We start from the raw sequence: 15,626 nt of genomic DNA on the forward strand, positions 1-15,626 counted from the left end.
CCCTTCCTCTACCTGGTGTGGGGGCGGTAGCATGTTTAGTATACCGTGTCTCGCATTTCGTCACAAGCCGTAATTTTGCGAAAACCGTCTAAGTTAGACGGTTTTTTTATTTTACTTCAATTAAAACATAAAAGGAGGAATCTTTATGCGATCGATTTCGCGCGGCGATGTTTTCTATATTTCCAATCCCAACGCCACTGGATCTGAGCAGCGGGGTGACCGGCCGGCCATCGTTGTGTCTAACGACAAAGCCAACCGTTATTCTTCTGTTCTGCAAGTCGTTTTTCTGACCCGCCGGCACAAAACCAATCTTCCCACCCATATCCCGGTTTTGAGCTTTGGCCCAACCAGCACCGCTCTGTGCGAACAAATCACCCCGGTCGATATCAGCCGGGTCGGGACCTATGAAGGAAAAATCACCGAAGATGAAATGCGGGCAATTGATCGCGGCCTGCTGGTGTCTTTGGGAATTGCACAATAAAGGAGTTTGCTATGTCCACATACCATTATGGCGATGTTTATTACATTGAGCGCTTTGAAACCTGCGGCTCAGAACAATATTCAGACCGTCCTGCCGTGATCGTTTCAAACGAATTAAATAACCGGTATGGTTCTACGGTCGAGATCGTATACCTCACGACCCAGCCCAAAGAAGATCTCCCAACCCATGTCACCATTTATTCAACCGGGCGTCTGAGCACTGTTTTGTGCGAACAAATCACTGCGGTCGATGTCAGCCGAATCAAAAATTATCTCTGCACCGTTACCCCGGCGAACTTTCCAAAATCGAACGGGCTATTTTTGCTTCCATTGGATTCCGGTATCTTTCCGTCGCAGAGCATGCTCCAAAGGGCGCCGAAATAGACGAGGCCGAAGTGGAGAGATTAAAAGAAAGAATTTTGCAGCTTGAAGAGCAAAATCAAAAATTGCAGGCCAGCCATCAGCGGATGAACGAAGACCTCATCCGTTACCGCACTACCTCCAGAATTTATGAGCGCATCTACACCGATCTGCTCGTCGGCCCTAACCAAAAAGAAAAACAGGAGGATTCAAATGAATAAAGAACGCCGTTCCACTCTTCGGAAGTTGGCCGAGGAGATCGACTCAATCTATAGCTCGATCTGCATCATCCGCAGAAAAGAAGAGATGACCCTCGATAATGTCCCGGAAAATCTTCAAAATAGCGATCGCTGCCAAAACCTTGAGGAAAACGTAGACGATCTGAATACCGCTTGCGAAACCTTGCAGGATGTGTCCGAACTTCTGCAATCTGTCATTGATCGCAGGTAAACATTGTATGTCGCTGAAAATCTTGTATAATAGAAGGAGGAAGGATCATGTCGTCCAACGTCGTCCGCTTGTATGACGAAGTCGTCACACCACATCCGTCTGCCAAGGTCCCGGAATTTGTCGGCATCGACTATGATCGTTTGGCCGAAGCAATCCTGGTAAAGCAGGAGGAACATAAAAAAGAGCGCCGGGCAGCCAGAGCGGCTGCCGGCGCCGAAAAACGCAAAAAAATCGGCTCCAATGGCACAGTAGATCCCATTCGTGATAAAAAGGGTATTGTTCGCATTGCTCAATATTTTGCCGACCGCGGCCAGCCGCGCAATGAACTCATGTTCCTGATCGGCTGCTCGGTGGGGCTGCGCGGGTCCGATCTTTCCCGTTTGCGGGTCGGCGATTTCAAGCCGCCTGCATATCAGGCGCGTATCAAAGAGCAAAAGACCGGAAAGATCCGGGTGATCACGCTCAATCCGGTGGCGATCGATGCCTATCATGCGCTGCTCGCATCTCTCCCGGACTATTCCGATGATACCTATCTGTTCCAGTCGCAGCGCACGGGCAATTGCAGCATTGACCGTCATTCTTTTGCCCACATTCTGCGGCAAGCGCAGCACGATCTCGGGCTGCCATACCGGCTTGGCACCCACAGCATGCGCAAAACCTTTGCATACCATGTGTTCATGGACAACCAGCAGACGCCCGAAGTTCTGGCTTATCTGCAAAAGCTGCTCAACCACCGGGATAGCGTTACGACTTTGCGCTATATTGGTTTGGAGCAAAAGCGCGAACAACAGCTCTATAAAGATCTCGACTTTGGATTTTCTTTGGATGATATTCATACGGAGGAGGAATGATCTATGCTTCCTGGATTCTCGTTTTTACTTGGTCTCGGCGCACTGTTTGTTGGCGCCGCTTCTGCAAAACCTCGCCCGGCGCAGGATACCAAAGAAACCGCTCGGCTTCGCGATTTCCTGTACGATACTGATAATGAAATCGTACTCTATAATACTAGGCTTCATTTGTGTGTTCCGCTGGATTACCCACCTCTCACGCGGGATGTCAAACAATTTGCTTTTCTTGGCGATGTCGATCAGTTCGATGGGAAAGTGCGTGTCTATTGGAGTGATTTCGCGCGGTACTATGATATGTCTGTTCCTGAAGCGCGCTATCGATACTTTAAATGGCGCTGCGAAAAGGATGGTATTCCTTACGACAGCCAGATGATCTGGCGGTTTGTACGCGGACAATTCATATAAGTAAACTTTAAAGCAGGCTCCAATTTTGTAAATTGGCCCCTTTTCTACAAAATAATCACCAAAAAGAGCTTTTTTTATCTCCAAACAATCTGTAAATACTACAATAGTACATATTAAAATTATTTTTAAATATATCCTTTATGGACAAGGCCCGGCACAGAGTTATAGATTCTGCACCGGGCCTTGTGGTAGTATGATCTGGGTAAATCGTAAAAAATTTGTGGCATGGTAAGAACGCTATGATAGAATAAAAAAATAACCGTCTCCAGTCAAGAGAGCGGCGTTTCATCGACCTAAAATCGAAATAGGAACGACCGCCTTTGCTACAGGCCGCCCTTTACTGATATTTATGATACGCAAAACCTCCGTATTTGTCGAGTGTGAACCGATTCAAAAGAAAGCAGAGACTGGGGATGAAAAAATCAGCCAATACCATACGGGCGTGTCATTTCCGCAAACGCAATGGACAGTATGTGCTCAACCTCAAGGCGTGTTATTGCTGGCATATCCCCAAGGCGCTGCGCCGCTCCCGCATCAAGCCCGGTGACCTGGTCATGGTGCGCGCTCACGACCATCGGGAAGTGGTGCTGGTGATGGAGGTATTCCGCGAGGAAATCGAAGAAACCAACCGTACCTATAAACCGGTGCTATGCAAACTAAAAAAGAATTTTTTAAAAAAGCTATAAAAGCGGCAAGAAGGGATTCAAATGGAATACGCGAAGATCTGCGAGTGGTGGACAAATCAGCGAATACAAAATACAAATGAGCTGTCCGCTATATTAAGTTCGTACGGTATCCATTTTGCCTATCACTCTGGAAAAATCGAAAACGCCAGCATCACCTACTATGATACACGAGAGATTTTTACCAACGATACCGTAACGGGTTATACAGGAGATTTGCGAACATTATTTGAAATCCGCAATTCAAAAGAGGCATTTGAGGCAATTTTAACGGCTTTCGATCAAAGGATGCCTTTGACCGAAGATTTTATCAAGCAGATACAAAAACGGCTGACCGAAAACACCTATGACACGCGAAAGCATCAGCTCGGGGAACGTCCAGGTGAATATAAGCATAGAGATTATATAACAGGCCGAGATGAAACCGGCGCTCCGGCTTCTGATGTGGCCGAAGAAATGGATGAACTGCTGGATGAATTGCAAGACGTAGACAATAAAAACGCCCTGATGGCAGCGGCCTATTTTCATGCAAAGTTTGAGAACATTCATCCATTTGCCGATGGAAATGGCCGCACCGGTCGATTGCTGATGAATTACTTTTTGATCCTGCATGAACACCCGCCCATCGTCATACATGAGCAAGATCGAAAATCTTATTATGCAGCCTTGGAAGCGTTTGATCGGGAACAGGAGCTTTCTCCTTTAGTTTCTTATCTTCAGAGGCAGCTTGAGAAAACCTGGACCCCGTCTTTAGAGCGTTCAAAACCTGAGAAGAAGCGAATGGCTGATATCCTCAAAGAAGTTTCACTTTCTGCAAGTCAGACACACGACTACTCCCAATCCAAAGGCAAAAATACGGAGTGCTAACTTTACTTCATGTGCAATAAGGCCCGGTGCAGAATCTATAATTCTGTGCCGGGCCTTGCGGTAGGATGATCTGGGAAACTCGTCAAAAACTTGTGACATGGCAAGAACGATATGATATAATAAATTTTGCCAGTAAACAGCGAAAAAAGGTTGTTCCTCCCGGAAGGGAGGGGATACATATGACAGTGTTAGAAGTGCTTGCACTTTTAAACCTGATCTGTGCGATCGTCTTTGGTATCCTCGGATACATAAAGAAATAACCGCCCCCGGTTAAGAGAGCGGCGTTTCATCGACTCAAAATCGAAACAGGAACGACCGCCTCTGACACAGGCCGCCGTTTACTGGTATTTATTATACTCAAAACCTCCGTATTTGTCAAGTGTGAACCGATTCAAAGAAAGCAGAGGATGAGGATGAAGAAATCAGCCAATACCATACGGGCGTGTCATTTCCGCAAACGCAATGGGCAGTATATTCTCAACCCCAAGGCATGCTATTGCTGGCATATCCCCAAGGCGCTGCGCCGCTCCCGCATCAAGCCCGGTGACCTGGTCATGGTACGTGTTCATGATCATCGGGAAGTGGTGCTGGTGATGGAGGTATTCCGCGAGGAAATCGAAGAAACCAACCGCACGTATAAACCGGTGCTATGTAAGTTAAAAAAGAATTTCTTAAAAAAGATGAAATAATGCCGCAAAGCGCCCCGTAACAGGGATGCGGTTGCCGTAATTGTTTTAGGGCCAATACCGTTTTCACATCACGATTGGTATGCACGGTTTCCAATCATAATACCCTTTTCTTGTATCACTCCAAATGAAATAGGAACGCGACAGCTGTGTGTCATGTTTGCCGGAGAATAGCGGTGCTATACTTTGTGTGATATTATGAAATCTATCATAGCAAGGGAATGGGGTACAGAAAATGCAGATTCGGAAAACTATCAACGATAAAAAACAGACATTCCTCCCCAGCGGCAGCGGAACAACTCGCAGCTCCGTCTCCGGCTCACTGACATACAATTCCTCACATGCGCGCTGTGCTTCGATTAGGGTATTGATCGCCTGCTCGGTCGCGCGGAACAGAGTAAGGTACATCTTTTTATAATCCGGCATAAAATCACCTCAAACTTATATTAACCTGAAATAGGTTAAAAGTAAATAACCTGTTTTAGGTTATGGCATACTCACCTTGAGGTGAACACCATGAACAGATTGCGAGACTTACGGGAGGATGCCGACCTAAATCAGACACAGGTTGCCAAATTTTTAGGAATGTCACAAACCGGATATTCCAAATACGAGACCGGAGAAAACGATATTCCGACACAGATTTTGATCAAACTGGCAGGGTTTTATAAAACTACGACAGATTACATTCTGGGTATCAGCGATCGAAGAGACCCAATATAATTGCAAAGCGGTACGGAACACTCCGTACCGCTTTGTTGATATTTACCAATCACTCCTTGTCGGATTATGGAATTCCAGTTATACTAAATATGGTATATAACTACGAATAAAGCGGATACGGAGATGCTAAGGCAGTAGAAAAAGGGGAAAATTCATCGGTGAATCGTTAGGGGGATAAAGGTGGAAAACTTATCGCTATTTGATGTTCCGGAAGAAGAACAGATTCATGTGCAGCCTACTGCAACTCTGGACGTCGTTAAAATGGAGTTTGCGAGCGCACAAACGCTTTCTTGGCAGGAATTATTTTCTGGATTTGATACGTTGCATGCCATCACATATTCGTCTGGCATTGATTTCGTTTATCAGCTTATTGGTCTTTTTGAGCAGGCGGAAATCCTGTTTGGTTGTGATGAGGTCATCTCCTACTCTTTGCAAGAGGTCATGGCGTATCAGTGCAAGATGGTGGAGCGGTTACGCGATACGGCCAGCAAGCGGAAACTGGATTTGGTTTCTCGCATCGAAAATGGTACCCTGCATTTTTATGTGGCGCGCAGCGCGTTATCGCACGAAAAGATTTATCTTTTGTCCAATCGGGACGGACGCAAACGGGTTGTGATGGGTTCGGCCAATATGTCCCGCGCTGCCTTCGGTGGATACCAGCGGGAGAATATCTGCTATGTGGACGGCGATGCCGCCTATGACTGGTATTGGGCGTGTTACTGCCAGCTGCGGGAGGACTGTACCGATCAAATTGCAAAGGAAACGCTGCTCTGCGCCGATGATGGGGAGCATCTGGAAGAGTTGCCGATTGCAAGAACCATAAAAGTGAAAAAGGCACTTGTTTTGCAGCCAACGGAAGAAGCAAAAGAAGAAGTTCGGTTTGTTTTAGATGTAAAGAATCTGGCAGGGAAATTTGCGCCCTCGGTGCCCAAACCGGACAAAAAGGGGAAGTTGATGCTTTCGCCGGAAAAGGTCAAGTCCATCCGTCGTCAGGTAGTGGCAACGCAGACCAAGGAGAAAGAACTGCAAAGTGAATATCCGCAGCTTGAAATCTTTCCGGATGAGATGCTGGTGCGGCTCAATGGAAACGACTTGGACTTAGATCCTCCGAAAGCAGAAGTTGAGAAAGATGCTGCTTTGTTTTTAAAATATATGGATGGCTATGAGAAATTCCATGGCGATGTAACCGGGATGCAGCGGCGGTACTATGAATTTGCCAATTGGTTCTTTTGTTCCCCGTTTATGGCGTGTATGCGCGACATGGCGGTGCATTATAATCAGAACCTATTGCCGTATCCGGTATTTGGTCTGGTATATGGGCAGAGTAAGGCAGGCAAAACCAGTTTCCTCGAAACCCTTTTGAAGATGATGATCGGGCAAAAGACCAAGATTGCGGCACCTGATTTCACGCGTTCCAGTATTGAAGGTCTCAAGCGCACGGTCAAAGGCGCGCCGATCATTGTGGATGATCTGACCAATACCCGTTTCAATCAACATGCGATTGAGACGATTAAAAATGATGACTTCGGTGTGGCGGATGGCCTTGTGCACTATCCGGCAGTGGTTATCAGCGCGAATGAGGATGTAAAAGCAGTTGCGCCGGAGGTGATCCGTCGTACCGTGATCTGTCGGGTGCAGGCCGGTTTGACCAACACGGAAGTCATGCGCAGCAGCGTTGTGCGTACGGTGCAGCGCGAGGTGGGAACCGCTTTATACCGGGAGTATCTGCGGCGCATGATGGAACGGGTGCCTACTTTGTTGGAAGAAATGAAAAGTGATGAATCCGAAAGTGCGCCGGATATTCTGGCAGTATCCTCGCAGGTACTGACCGAAATTTTTCAGGCGTTTTCAGATGCACCTCTTCCGGCATACATACGCCTGCTGACACTGGAGGACTATTTCAGCGAAAAAGTGACCGGTAGCTACGCCATCAAAACCATTCGGAATGTCTGGAACACTAGCCGGTCATCCTTCGAAATTTCTGAGCGAAATAATGAGATCCGGTATAACGCCGGTACTACTTATGAGGCAGGTTATATTCTCAAAGAACTTCCCGAAACACTGGAAGCACATCGATCTAGAGAGTGGGTTGTCATGAATTTGAAAGAAGCACGAACATTTTTTGGCATTCCGTTCAAAAAATCTTGGTTGGATCGGTTTCAGAAGCGGTGAAATATGAAGCAATATTAAGCTGGTTCGTGACCGAATTCCGGAAATTATCAAAGCAGATGGGAAAATCTGTGTCTCTGAAACACTCGCTAATAAAGACCATATCATTCTTTGGATCAACTTCTCAAGCAATATGGTCTTTGGATGATCGGGTTGAGCTGCTGCCGGCAGAGTTAATCAGTGAAAAAGAGTTGGAAGACTTACTCGCAGAGCATATAGAAATTTTAAATCCGGATTGGCTATTAATCGGCCAGCAGGTACGCACAGTTGTGGGGAAATATATTGATTTGCTCTGTATGGATCACGATGGAGACTTGATTGTCGTGGAATTGAAAAAAGATCTGACTCCAAGAGAGGTTACGGCGCAGGCTGAACCGCTACCCGTCAAGAGGACAGTGAAAAAATATAAAGTTTTCCCGGCCAGCAGCCTGTAGGTTGCTGGCCGCTTTTTATGCAGCAAGGCACAACTCGTGTTTCTCCATCGGTGTCAGCACACCCAGGTTGCGCTGAACTCTCCTGGTGTTGCAATAGCGGATGTAGCTGACAATCATCTGCACAAGTTCCTGCTTACTGGTGAAACGCCTGCCATAATAGCGTTCCTGTTTCAGGATGCCCCAGAAACCTTCCATGGGTCCATTGTCAATACAGTGAGCGACACGGGACATACTTTGTACCATTCCTGCCTGTACAAGTTTCTGGTGAAATGCTCGGCTTGTATATTGGTAGCCGCTGTCACTGTGGAACAGAGGATGTGCGTCCGGATTGAGTTTAACAGCCCTGTCAAAGGTTTGGAATACGAGAGGATTGTCATTGCGCTCACTGAGCGCATAGGCCACGATGCGCCGGTCACAGAGGTCCAGAATAGCGCTCAGATAGAGCTTATGTACCTCAATAATAGAAAATACACGCGTCTTAAAATTCTGGAACCCGAGATTGTCGAGATGAAAAAGGCGGGTAGAACAAAGCGCGAAATTGCAGATTACTTCGGACTTACAAAAGAGCAGATCAAAGATTTGCTAAAACGCTATCAGCGTCGGGAAAGAAAAATCGCGGCAGGACTCAGTCCAAAACCTGTAGGTCGATCGAGAAAAGATGCGCAGCCCCACAATAAAGAAGCGGAACAGGCTTATGAGATTGCCCGGCTCAAAATGGAAAACAAGTTACTGCGGGATTTTCTGCAATCTACCGGAAGGAAGTGAAGCCGTCTGTAAAATACGCTGTGATCTATCGTCATCGAACCGAATATCCAGTAACTGTTATGTGCAATTTCTTTGGCGTGTCACGAAGTGGTTACTATAGCTTCGTAGGCCGCCTTGGTAAGCCGATAAAAAATGCCGAACTGATAGAAAAGATCAGTCAGCAGCAAAGAAAGTGTTTTGAAACCTATGGATACCGCAGGATGTGACAATGGTTGAAAAATAATGAGGGCATCTATCGTAATCCCAAAACAATTTTGCGCATTATGAAACAATATAATCTGCTTTCCAAAATCCGCCGTCACAGGAAATGGCAGCAGATGGGACGACAGATGCATAAATACGAGAATTTGCTCAACCGCCAATTTCACGCACAAAGGCCAAACTCGAAATGGGTAACGGACATTTCGTATATTCAAACCAAACAGGGAGTCTTGTATCTGTCTATGATTCGCGATCTCTACGACAACAGCATTGTGGCTTATAAGACTGGAACACGGCAGACAGTGAATCTGGTTCTGGATACCATTCGTTTGGCTATGAAGCGGGAGAAAAAGAAGATCGCTGCGGAGTTGCAGCTCCACAGCGATCAAGGGTTTCAGTATACTTCCCGAGAATACTTTAACCTAACTAAACAATACGGCATTACACCGTCTATGTCAAGAAGAGGAAACCCATATGACAACGCTATGGCCGAAAATTTCTTTTCTATCCTCAAAACAGAATGCATCTACCGGCACAAGCCCGCTACCTTTTCCGAGGCTAATGAGATGATTGACCGATACATTCACTTCTACAACCATGAGCGCATCCAGTTAAAAACAGGAGAGCCGCCGCTTGCGCGACGTCTCTCCTACTAAAACTTAATGTTTCCTACCAGGGGGCTTTTTGTCTATTGTCCGTTTTTACTGGAGCGGTTCACCGAGCCATGGTCCTCTCAGGCAGGACAGGCCAGCCTAATTAGGCGCCTGCAAAGAATAATCTCTGTTGTTTAATTTATAAAAGGTTGAGGATTTTAAGGAAATATCCCCACTTCCACCCGCTAATGTATTCTAATTATTTCATCTTTTTTAAGAAACTCTTTTTAGTTTGCATAGCACCGGTTTATAGGTGCGGTTGGTTTCTTCGATTTCCTCGCGGAATACCTCCATCACCAGCACCACTTCCCGATGGTCGTGAGCGCGCACCATGACCAGGTCACCGGGCTTGATGCGGGAGCGGCGCAGCGCCTTGGGGATATGCCAGCAATAACACGCCAAGGCAAGGCAACCGTATTTTCATATTTGAATCATAGGGGATCAAATTATGTCGCGAAGCTAGCCAGATATGACATGGCCCTTGAAAGGGGGGAACATGGCTGCTATGCTATGAGCAACAACATACGGGCCGAAGGAGGGGATCGGTATGGCAAAGCAGCAACCCGATATGCCGAAAAGGATTGTTCTGATACGGACCATGGGAGGCGTAATGCTGATCCTGTTTGGAATCAGCTTTGCATTCTTTTATGAAAGCCTGTTTCAGCCGTATAAAATTATTTGGGTTTTCCCTCTGTTCGGCGGACTGGTGACCTATAAAAGCAAACAATACCCGATTCGAAAGAACATACCTCTGGCGGTTTTTCTGGGAGTTCTGGCTGGTGCGATGATATGCCGGATGTTTTGGCTCATGATTTCATAAAGGCTTGCACGGCAAATGACACTTTGGAACGAGACGAATGGGGAAGAGGTGAAAATATGTCCCGCGTGAATACGAAAAAATACATAGCAAAGATTCCTTTTGCCATCAAAGCGTGTTTACTGGTCGCGTTTTTAGCAGGAGCCATTTATTTTGTGGTTTTAATGGCCATGAATGCGCACGATCTGTATTATTTTCAACACAACATCGACACAGGGAACGTTGGCAAAACACTGCACTATTTGGAATGGTCCGAAGATGGGAAGCTTCTAACGGACCAGACATTTACCATCGATCTGACGCCGGAGCAGCAGTCTGAAATCTCGAAATACTTAAAGCAGATGACAGAGGGTGGACATCTTACTTTCAAAAGGCATGAACTGTCCAATCAAGTACGAATCCAATTCACCAATCCTGGCAGCCCGTATTTTTATCGGGATGCCTATTCGCCGGACATTCGGCTTTTCTTGCGCAGCGAAAACTATGAGGAAGGCTTTGAAAAGCTGCTTGCTTTTGTGCAGCAAACCAAGCAGGAAAAAATCTCCTCCATTGAATAAAAAGAGGCATTGCAATCTGCAATGCCTCTTTTTTGTTAGCTTTTACGTGCATCCCAAAATATAGCCCAAGATATAAAAATTCGGAAATCACCAATAATGCACCAAAAAATGACATTTTTCGCCGTTTTATTCCATTATTATAGTAGCGAAAAGACGCGGTTTTTCTGCATATGATTTTCCGAAAGGAGGGAATTGGATGGAATTAAATGACTTTTTTGATTGCATACAGACGGCAGCGGACGATTCGCACAAGGACAGCTTTGCGGCTTTTCAGGAAGCCCAGATCGTTGCTTTGATCAAAACGGCAGAAGAGAGTGTCCAAACTTGTTTTTTCCCCAACGATTCGAAACCCAAAGTGGATGCGGCGCTGGTATCTGCATTTGCCGAACTTTCAGTCAAATATATGTGCTATGGCATTACCACGCTTCACGGCGCCTGGAAAGACACGGTGCAGAACTGTACATACTCTGTCGTGGGCGACTGGTTCAAGGCCCATGACGACCTCGGGGAAAAATTGCTGATTTCCTATCTTGCGGCGCATAAATTCAATCTTGCAACCAACACCGACCTGATGAAAGCCATCGTCAAAAGACTTTGTGAAAAAGATTTCCTGCTCACGGAGACAGCCTATGCAAAGTCTAAGATGAATGACCAGCCAAAAATGCTTTTGGCCGTCGTCCATCAGTGTGCACCAAAACAGTATGAGGATGTTCGGAAAGCCTGGTCGGATGCTTTCCCGGGCGATTTGCTGCAACAGCTCACCGGGCGCCCCTGGTTTGGCAAATATCAGCAGACCGATACCTTGTTTGAATATTACCTGCGCAAAGCGTTGGAGAATGCCGCGAATCTTATCACAAATTCCAAAAATCATGATGAGTATGGCGCAACATATTACAGCGGCGTGGGACTGTATGGCTCGTGGCAAGTGCTTCACCACCATGAATACGACAAGGGCGTGGCGGTCGTGCAATGGCTGGACAATGGTTTGGCGAAACAATATAATCTGCGCTCGTCCAAAACGATGAAGACCCATTTTGATGATGTCCAATCGGAATGGAGGTCCAATTATCCGGGACAAGCTGGCTGCGTAGCTCCGGATACCCTGATCCGTATGGCAGATGGAAGTGAAAAGGCAATCCGGGATATCGGTCCCGGGGAGCAGGTGCTCAGCGAAGGAAATACGGTTTCGACCTGTTCGGAAGAACATATCCGCAACCATTCCATAACGGCGATGTATGGCATCAACCAAATCAAGCCTTTTCTCTCGCTGGAACACGCGGTCAAGACCAAACGCGGCTGGTGCAGCCTGCATCCGGCGCTGTCCAACCGGATCAATCCGCATTTTGATGTTCAGCATTTGCTGGTCGGTGATTTTGTACAGATGCTTGGCCGGGACCAATCGGGAAACCTGACCCTCCAGTGGGTCCGGGTGGACGAGATCCCGGTGGAAGTGCGGGAAAGCGCCCCCTATTTTGAGGGACATGATCTGCATTTTCGGGAAGGAAAAAATTCTTATTTCGCCAACGGTTTCCTTTGCCTTCTCAATTACCCGGAAATCACCATCAAACGGGTCATGGACAATCTGGCAGCCATGACCCCGGAAAATCGAACGGCCTTCCTGACCTTTATCCAGGAAAACCGCGACCTGGTAGGCCAGGTGTTCGGAGAAACAGCAATCCATCAGTTTCTTATGGAGGTTCAGCATGTCGAGTTATAACATTCGCAATATCCCCCGGATTGGTCTGCACTTTGCAGAGCCTGCCAATGAATTAGCACCTACCCTTTCCATGGTTGGGGGTGCCTTTCTGGTGGACGGGAAACCCATCAATGCCTATTACGGCAACAAGGCGTACTATTGGGAGCAAGACGACGCATCCGGTTGCCTGTACCTGGACTCCTTTGGTCTGCCGCGGAACGGCTTTTTGGAGTACAAGGGGACACGCCGGGACTTCTGGTGTGATTATGAGGTCGAGTTTCAGATGTCCTACATAAGCAGTGCCAATCAGGCAATCCCGATGCGCTTTTGCCTGGGCCGGGAAGAGGATGAAACCGGAAACGGCTTCTTTTATTGTAAGTTCTGGGTGAAAGATGAGCCGATCGTGGAGCACCAACCGGGCGATCCTTTGCAGAGCTGTTTTCAGATGCCCGTCGGCGCGGAACTGTGCATCGATTTGGATTTGTCCACCTTCTGGAGCATCGCAGCATCCATGATGCCAGAAGATTTTTTCGTCAAAAACCTGCATATCGTGATCGATTCCACCTTCAATACTCTGACCGGCAGCGTCACAGAAATCAAGGGCCCCACCGGCGGCGACGGCGGTGTTCACAACACGCTGAACGGGGAAGTCATCATCCCGGAACAGGACCAGATGTTGTACAAGGCCCGGGCAGCCTTTCAAGCGAGCCGAGAAACCAATGCCTGTTTAAAAGAAAACTTCCTGAAAAAAGTAGGGACCGAACTGCCGTGCAGCGTCGATGAATTGTATACAATCCCCGAACCCGGTGCCATCGTGGACGAAGAGCACAAGGTGACGATAGGCGGACAGCAACAGGTACAGAACAAATCAGCGGAAACCCTGTATTATCTGGCCGCATATTATATGGCTGATACCTCGGCGGAAGGCGTCAGCTACGCCGATATGTTCGGCATCACCAAGGAATACGCCAAAACCAGGGTCGAAGAAATCAGTAAAACGCTCTTGGAGCTGGTAAAGGATGCCGATATCAAAGACTTCCTGAAACAGTATGCCAAGGCCACTTTAGGCAATGCGGTGGCCAAGTCTTCGGACGCGCAGCTGCAAAAAGCCTTGCATGGCATCAGCAAACCAGCCGAGCGATGTGCCTATTACATGAATGGCACCACGCACGATGGGGCCATGAACCAGCATCCAGGGTTCAGCAAGGTCATGCAGCAGATCAACAAGTATGTCTATTCGGCCATGTTGCCCACACTGCGCAAGTATTACGACAATGGTCCGTACTGGGCCCAGAAGCTCTACGACTATGCAGTGGCACGGAAAGTGCTGTTAAAGGCAAGCACCATAGAAGGAATGTCCAAAGTGACCCATCTTTCGATGATCCTCACTTTTTTGGACGACCAAAAACATGACATCTCCTATCAGAACAATGGGAAGACCATGACGGCAAGCCTGCCTTACGGGGCGGCCCTGTATATGCAGATTTATAACCTGTCGCTGGCGGAAATGATGAACAACGCCAATTTCCAAGCGGATGGAAAGACGACGTTTCTCCAGATCATGGAGAACGTATTCGGGGTCATGTACGATGAACTGGCAAAAGGAAAAAGCGACAAGTTTTCGGACGACATTCTAAGAGAAATCAAAACAGAACTGGCCGAATATGGGGAGATGACCCGGAAAGAGTTCATCGACCAATGTCTCAACATCGCTGACGAAGCGATCAGCAGCATTGGGGCGATCGGGGATCTGCTGCAATGTTTCTCTGTCATCAACAAGTGGTGCGCGAAGCATCCCGGTACCCTGGCGTTCGGCAAATGCGTGGCTCTTTCCATGTATGCTTTTTCCATGTTTGTCTGTGCCAGAATGTTTACCAGCTGGTCGGAGCTGGATACGCTCCAGAAGGCTGAGGCGGTCGGCGTCTTTATTGCAGGCGCAGCCAATGCGGGGGAGACTGCTCTGCGCTGGTTTTCCATCAAGACGCTGCTCAATCCCAAAGCCGGCTTGCAGGACAAGCTCAATGCCGCAACCCGGCTGAAATTCGGGGGCGAAAATTTTGATGTGATCCAGGGAATCGGCAGCACCAGCGGCACCGAGCTGGTGGAAACCACCCAAAATGCCGCCCGGTATGTGAGCAGCATCCAGAGCTCCAGCGGCGTGGCGACCGAGGTATCCCGTTTTACGAAACTATTCCGCATCGGAAGCATTGCGCTGCGCATCGTGAATGTTGCTCTGCTGGCTTTTGCGGCCGTCATCACCACTTTAGACATTATAGCGGACTTCAAACACGACCGTTCAGCCGCCATCAAAGCGTTGGACATTCTGGACGTAATTGGTGTGGGTGCTGCGGCTTTGCTGGAAGGCGTCTCCATAGTGCTGGATTTGGTGGGAGTTGTCTGTGATGCGATTCCGATTGTGGGAGCGATCTGTATGCTGGTGGGCTTTATTTTCAGCATCGCCGCGATGATTGTAAAGGAGAACTCCGATCCGCCGATGATTCTGTTTATCAAAAAAGAGATTGTTCCCTTCCTCAAGAAACTCCCCGTCCCGCCGGTGAGCGCCACACGATATAAGCTGGCTCCTTTTGCAGCGGTATAATACCAGCCCTTTGCAAAACCATACAAACGCATAACGGGGTTTATCATCCCCGAAACCCATGAAACAGCCCGGCACAGAATCTACCATTCTGTGCCGGGTCTTGTCTCATAAGTTTATGAAAGGAGCAACTACGATAGGAAAAAGCTATCGTAAAACTTTCCATCTGCATCCCTTGCTCGTGCGTCGGGCTACTCATTTGAATGAATCAGGGTTCTTATATCTATAACGCGCTT

Annotated in this window: 20 protein-coding genes; 18 read left to right on the top strand and 2 right to left on the bottom strand. The window is 47.7% G+C overall.

The annotated features are described in order from the left end of the window. The first annotated feature begins 145 nt into the window (after nt 1–145). From EFB11_RS16220 to EFB11_RS16275, 12 genes are all read left to right on the top strand, one after another. A complete protein-coding gene (locus tag EFB11_RS16220; protein ID WP_122791405.1) occupies nt 146–481 on the top strand; it encodes a type II toxin-antitoxin system PemK/MazF family toxin in 336 nt (111 codons plus the stop codon). An 11-nt stretch (nt 482–492) separates the two neighbouring features. Next, entirely contained in the window at nt 493–864 is a 372-nt protein-coding gene (locus EFB11_RS16225) for a type II toxin-antitoxin system PemK/MazF family toxin (RefSeq protein WP_122791406.1), read from the top strand. 11 nt (nt 865–875) lie between these two features. Next, on the top strand, nt 876–1,061 hold the full coding sequence (locus tag EFB11_RS16980; protein WP_164706836.1) for a hypothetical protein: 186 nt from the start codon (nt 876–878) through the stop codon (nt 1,059–1,061). Continuing rightward, nucleotides 1,054–1,290 carry a hypothetical protein gene (locus EFB11_RS16230; RefSeq protein ID WP_122791407.1) on the top strand — a complete coding sequence of 79 codons (237 nt, stop codon included), beginning with the start codon at nt 1,054–1,056 and terminating at the stop codon, nt 1,288–1,290. Before EFB11_RS16980 ends, EFB11_RS16230 begins: the two co-directional genes overlap by 8 nt. A gap of 47 nt (nt 1,291–1,337) precedes the next feature. Further along, nucleotides 1,338–2,141, top strand: a complete 804-nt coding sequence (locus EFB11_RS16235; RefSeq protein WP_122791408.1) for a tyrosine-type recombinase/integrase — start codon at nt 1,338–1,340, stop codon at nt 2,139–2,141. 3 nt (nt 2,142–2,144) lie between these two features. Beyond that, a complete protein-coding gene (locus EFB11_RS16240) occupies nt 2,145–2,543 on the top strand; it encodes a hypothetical protein (protein WP_122791409.1) in 399 nt (132 codons plus the stop codon). Between the two features lie 413 nt (nt 2,544–2,956). Next, complete coding sequence (locus EFB11_RS16245) at nt 2,957–3,229, top strand: DUF5839 family protein (RefSeq protein WP_122791410.1); 273 nt, start codon at nt 2,957–2,959, stop codon at nt 3,227–3,229. A 21-nt stretch (nt 3,230–3,250) separates the two neighbouring features. After that, on the top strand, nt 3,251–4,093 hold the full coding sequence (locus EFB11_RS16250; protein ID WP_122791411.1) for a Fic family protein: 843 nt from the start codon (nt 3,251–3,253) through the stop codon (nt 4,091–4,093). Between the two features lie 413 nt (nt 4,094–4,506). Next, a complete protein-coding gene (locus EFB11_RS16255) occupies nt 4,507–4,782 on the top strand; it encodes a DUF5839 family protein (protein ID WP_122791412.1) in 276 nt (91 codons plus the stop codon). A gap of 513 nt (nt 4,783–5,295) precedes the next feature. Next, nucleotides 5,296–5,502, top strand: coding sequence for a helix-turn-helix domain-containing protein (locus EFB11_RS16265; protein ID WP_122791414.1), 207 nt, complete (start codon nt 5,296–5,298; stop codon nt 5,500–5,502). A 180-nt stretch (nt 5,503–5,682) separates the two neighbouring features. Continuing rightward, on the top strand, nt 5,683–7,674 hold the full coding sequence (locus EFB11_RS16270) for a phospholipase D family protein (protein WP_122791415.1): 1,992 nt from the start codon (nt 5,683–5,685) through the stop codon (nt 7,672–7,674). After that, a complete protein-coding gene (locus EFB11_RS16275) occupies nt 7,671–8,105 on the top strand; it encodes an endonuclease NucS domain-containing protein (RefSeq protein WP_122791416.1) in 435 nt (144 codons plus the stop codon). Before EFB11_RS16270 ends, EFB11_RS16275 begins: the two co-directional genes overlap by 4 nt. Before the next feature lie 15 nt (nt 8,106–8,120). Here EFB11_RS16275 and EFB11_RS17460 read toward each other — a convergent pair whose 3' ends face one another. Next, nucleotides 8,121–8,507 (bottom strand): IS3 family transposase, encoded by a 387-nt coding sequence (locus EFB11_RS17460; protein ID WP_330510787.1) that lies wholly within the window; start codon nt 8,505–8,507, stop codon nt 8,121–8,123. On the opposite strand from EFB11_RS17460, the gene EFB11_RS17465 reads away from it, so the two are divergent. Next, nucleotides 8,409–8,870: a hypothetical protein gene (locus tag EFB11_RS17465; RefSeq protein WP_330510788.1), complete on the top strand. Its 462-nt coding sequence runs from the start codon at nt 8,409–8,411 to the stop codon at nt 8,868–8,870. The genes EFB11_RS17460 and EFB11_RS17465 overlap by 99 nt on opposite strands. A gap of 212 nt (nt 8,871–9,082) precedes the next feature. Then, on the top strand, nt 9,083–9,727 hold the full coding sequence (locus tag EFB11_RS16290; RefSeq protein WP_122791418.1) for an IS3 family transposase: 645 nt from the start codon (nt 9,083–9,085) through the stop codon (nt 9,725–9,727). A gap of 210 nt (nt 9,728–9,937) precedes the next feature. Here the strand turns inward: EFB11_RS16290 and EFB11_RS16295 are convergent, their stop codons facing one another. Next, the gene (locus EFB11_RS16295) at nt 9,938–10,126 is read right to left on the bottom strand and encodes a DUF5839 family protein (RefSeq protein WP_122791419.1); all 189 of its coding nucleotides are present in this window, start codon (nt 10,124–10,126) and stop codon (nt 9,938–9,940) included. Nucleotides 10,127–10,271: 145 nt separating this feature from the next. On the opposite strand from EFB11_RS16295, the gene EFB11_RS16300 reads away from it, so the two are divergent. The 4 genes from EFB11_RS16300 (at nt 10,272) to EFB11_RS16315 (ending at nt 15,393) form a co-directional block, all read left to right on the top strand. Beyond that, complete coding sequence (locus tag EFB11_RS16300; RefSeq protein WP_122791420.1) at nt 10,272–10,544, top strand: hypothetical protein; 273 nt, start codon at nt 10,272–10,274, stop codon at nt 10,542–10,544. Beyond that, nucleotides 10,514–11,098: a hypothetical protein gene (locus EFB11_RS16305; protein ID WP_164706837.1), complete on the top strand. Its 585-nt coding sequence runs from the start codon at nt 10,514–10,516 to the stop codon at nt 11,096–11,098. Before EFB11_RS16300 ends, EFB11_RS16305 begins: the two co-directional genes overlap by 31 nt. A gap of 196 nt (nt 11,099–11,294) precedes the next feature. Further along, entirely contained in the window at nt 11,295–12,815 is a 1,521-nt protein-coding gene (locus EFB11_RS16310) for a hypothetical protein (protein WP_122791422.1), read from the top strand. Further along, nucleotides 12,802–15,393 carry a hypothetical protein gene (locus EFB11_RS16315; RefSeq protein WP_122791423.1) on the top strand — a complete coding sequence of 864 codons (2,592 nt, stop codon included), beginning with the start codon at nt 12,802–12,804 and terminating at the stop codon, nt 15,391–15,393. Before EFB11_RS16310 ends, EFB11_RS16315 begins: the two co-directional genes overlap by 14 nt. Nucleotides 15,394–15,626 lie beyond the last annotated feature (233 nt).

The organism is Intestinibacillus sp. Marseille-P6563, from assembly GCF_900604335.1.
Lineage (GTDB): Bacteria > Bacillota > Clostridia > Oscillospirales > Butyricicoccaceae > Butyricicoccus_B.

Coding starts and splice junctions, on each gene's coding strand:
- EFB11_RS16300 (WP_122791420.1), top strand. CDS start 10,272: ATGGCAAAGCAGCAACCCGATATGCCGAAAAGGATTGTTCTGATACGG.
- EFB11_RS16240 (WP_122791409.1), top strand. CDS start 2,145: ATGCTTCCTGGATTCTCGTTTTTACTTGGTCTCGGCGCACTGTTTGTT.
- EFB11_RS16245 (WP_122791410.1), top strand. CDS start 2,957: ATGAAAAAATCAGCCAATACCATACGGGCGTGTCATTTCCGCAAACGC.
- EFB11_RS16265 (WP_122791414.1), top strand. CDS start 5,296: ATGAACAGATTGCGAGACTTACGGGAGGATGCCGACCTAAATCAGACA.
- EFB11_RS16305 (WP_164706837.1), top strand. CDS start 10,514: ATGCCGGATGTTTTGGCTCATGATTTCATAAAGGCTTGCACGGCAAAT.
- EFB11_RS16225 (WP_122791406.1), top strand. CDS start 493: ATGTCCACATACCATTATGGCGATGTTTATTACATTGAGCGCTTTGAA.
- EFB11_RS16250 (WP_122791411.1), top strand. CDS start 3,251: ATGGAATACGCGAAGATCTGCGAGTGGTGGACAAATCAGCGAATACAA.
- EFB11_RS16220 (WP_122791405.1), top strand. CDS start 146: ATGCGATCGATTTCGCGCGGCGATGTTTTCTATATTTCCAATCCCAAC.
- EFB11_RS16235 (WP_122791408.1), top strand. CDS start 1,338: ATGTCGTCCAACGTCGTCCGCTTGTATGACGAAGTCGTCACACCACAT.
- EFB11_RS16230 (WP_122791407.1), top strand. CDS start 1,054: ATGAATAAAGAACGCCGTTCCACTCTTCGGAAGTTGGCCGAGGAGATC.
- EFB11_RS16310 (WP_122791422.1), top strand. CDS start 11,295: ATGGAATTAAATGACTTTTTTGATTGCATACAGACGGCAGCGGACGAT.
- EFB11_RS16255 (WP_122791412.1), top strand. CDS start 4,507: ATGAAGAAATCAGCCAATACCATACGGGCGTGTCATTTCCGCAAACGC.
- EFB11_RS16315 (WP_122791423.1), top strand. CDS start 12,802: ATGTCGAGTTATAACATTCGCAATATCCCCCGGATTGGTCTGCACTTT.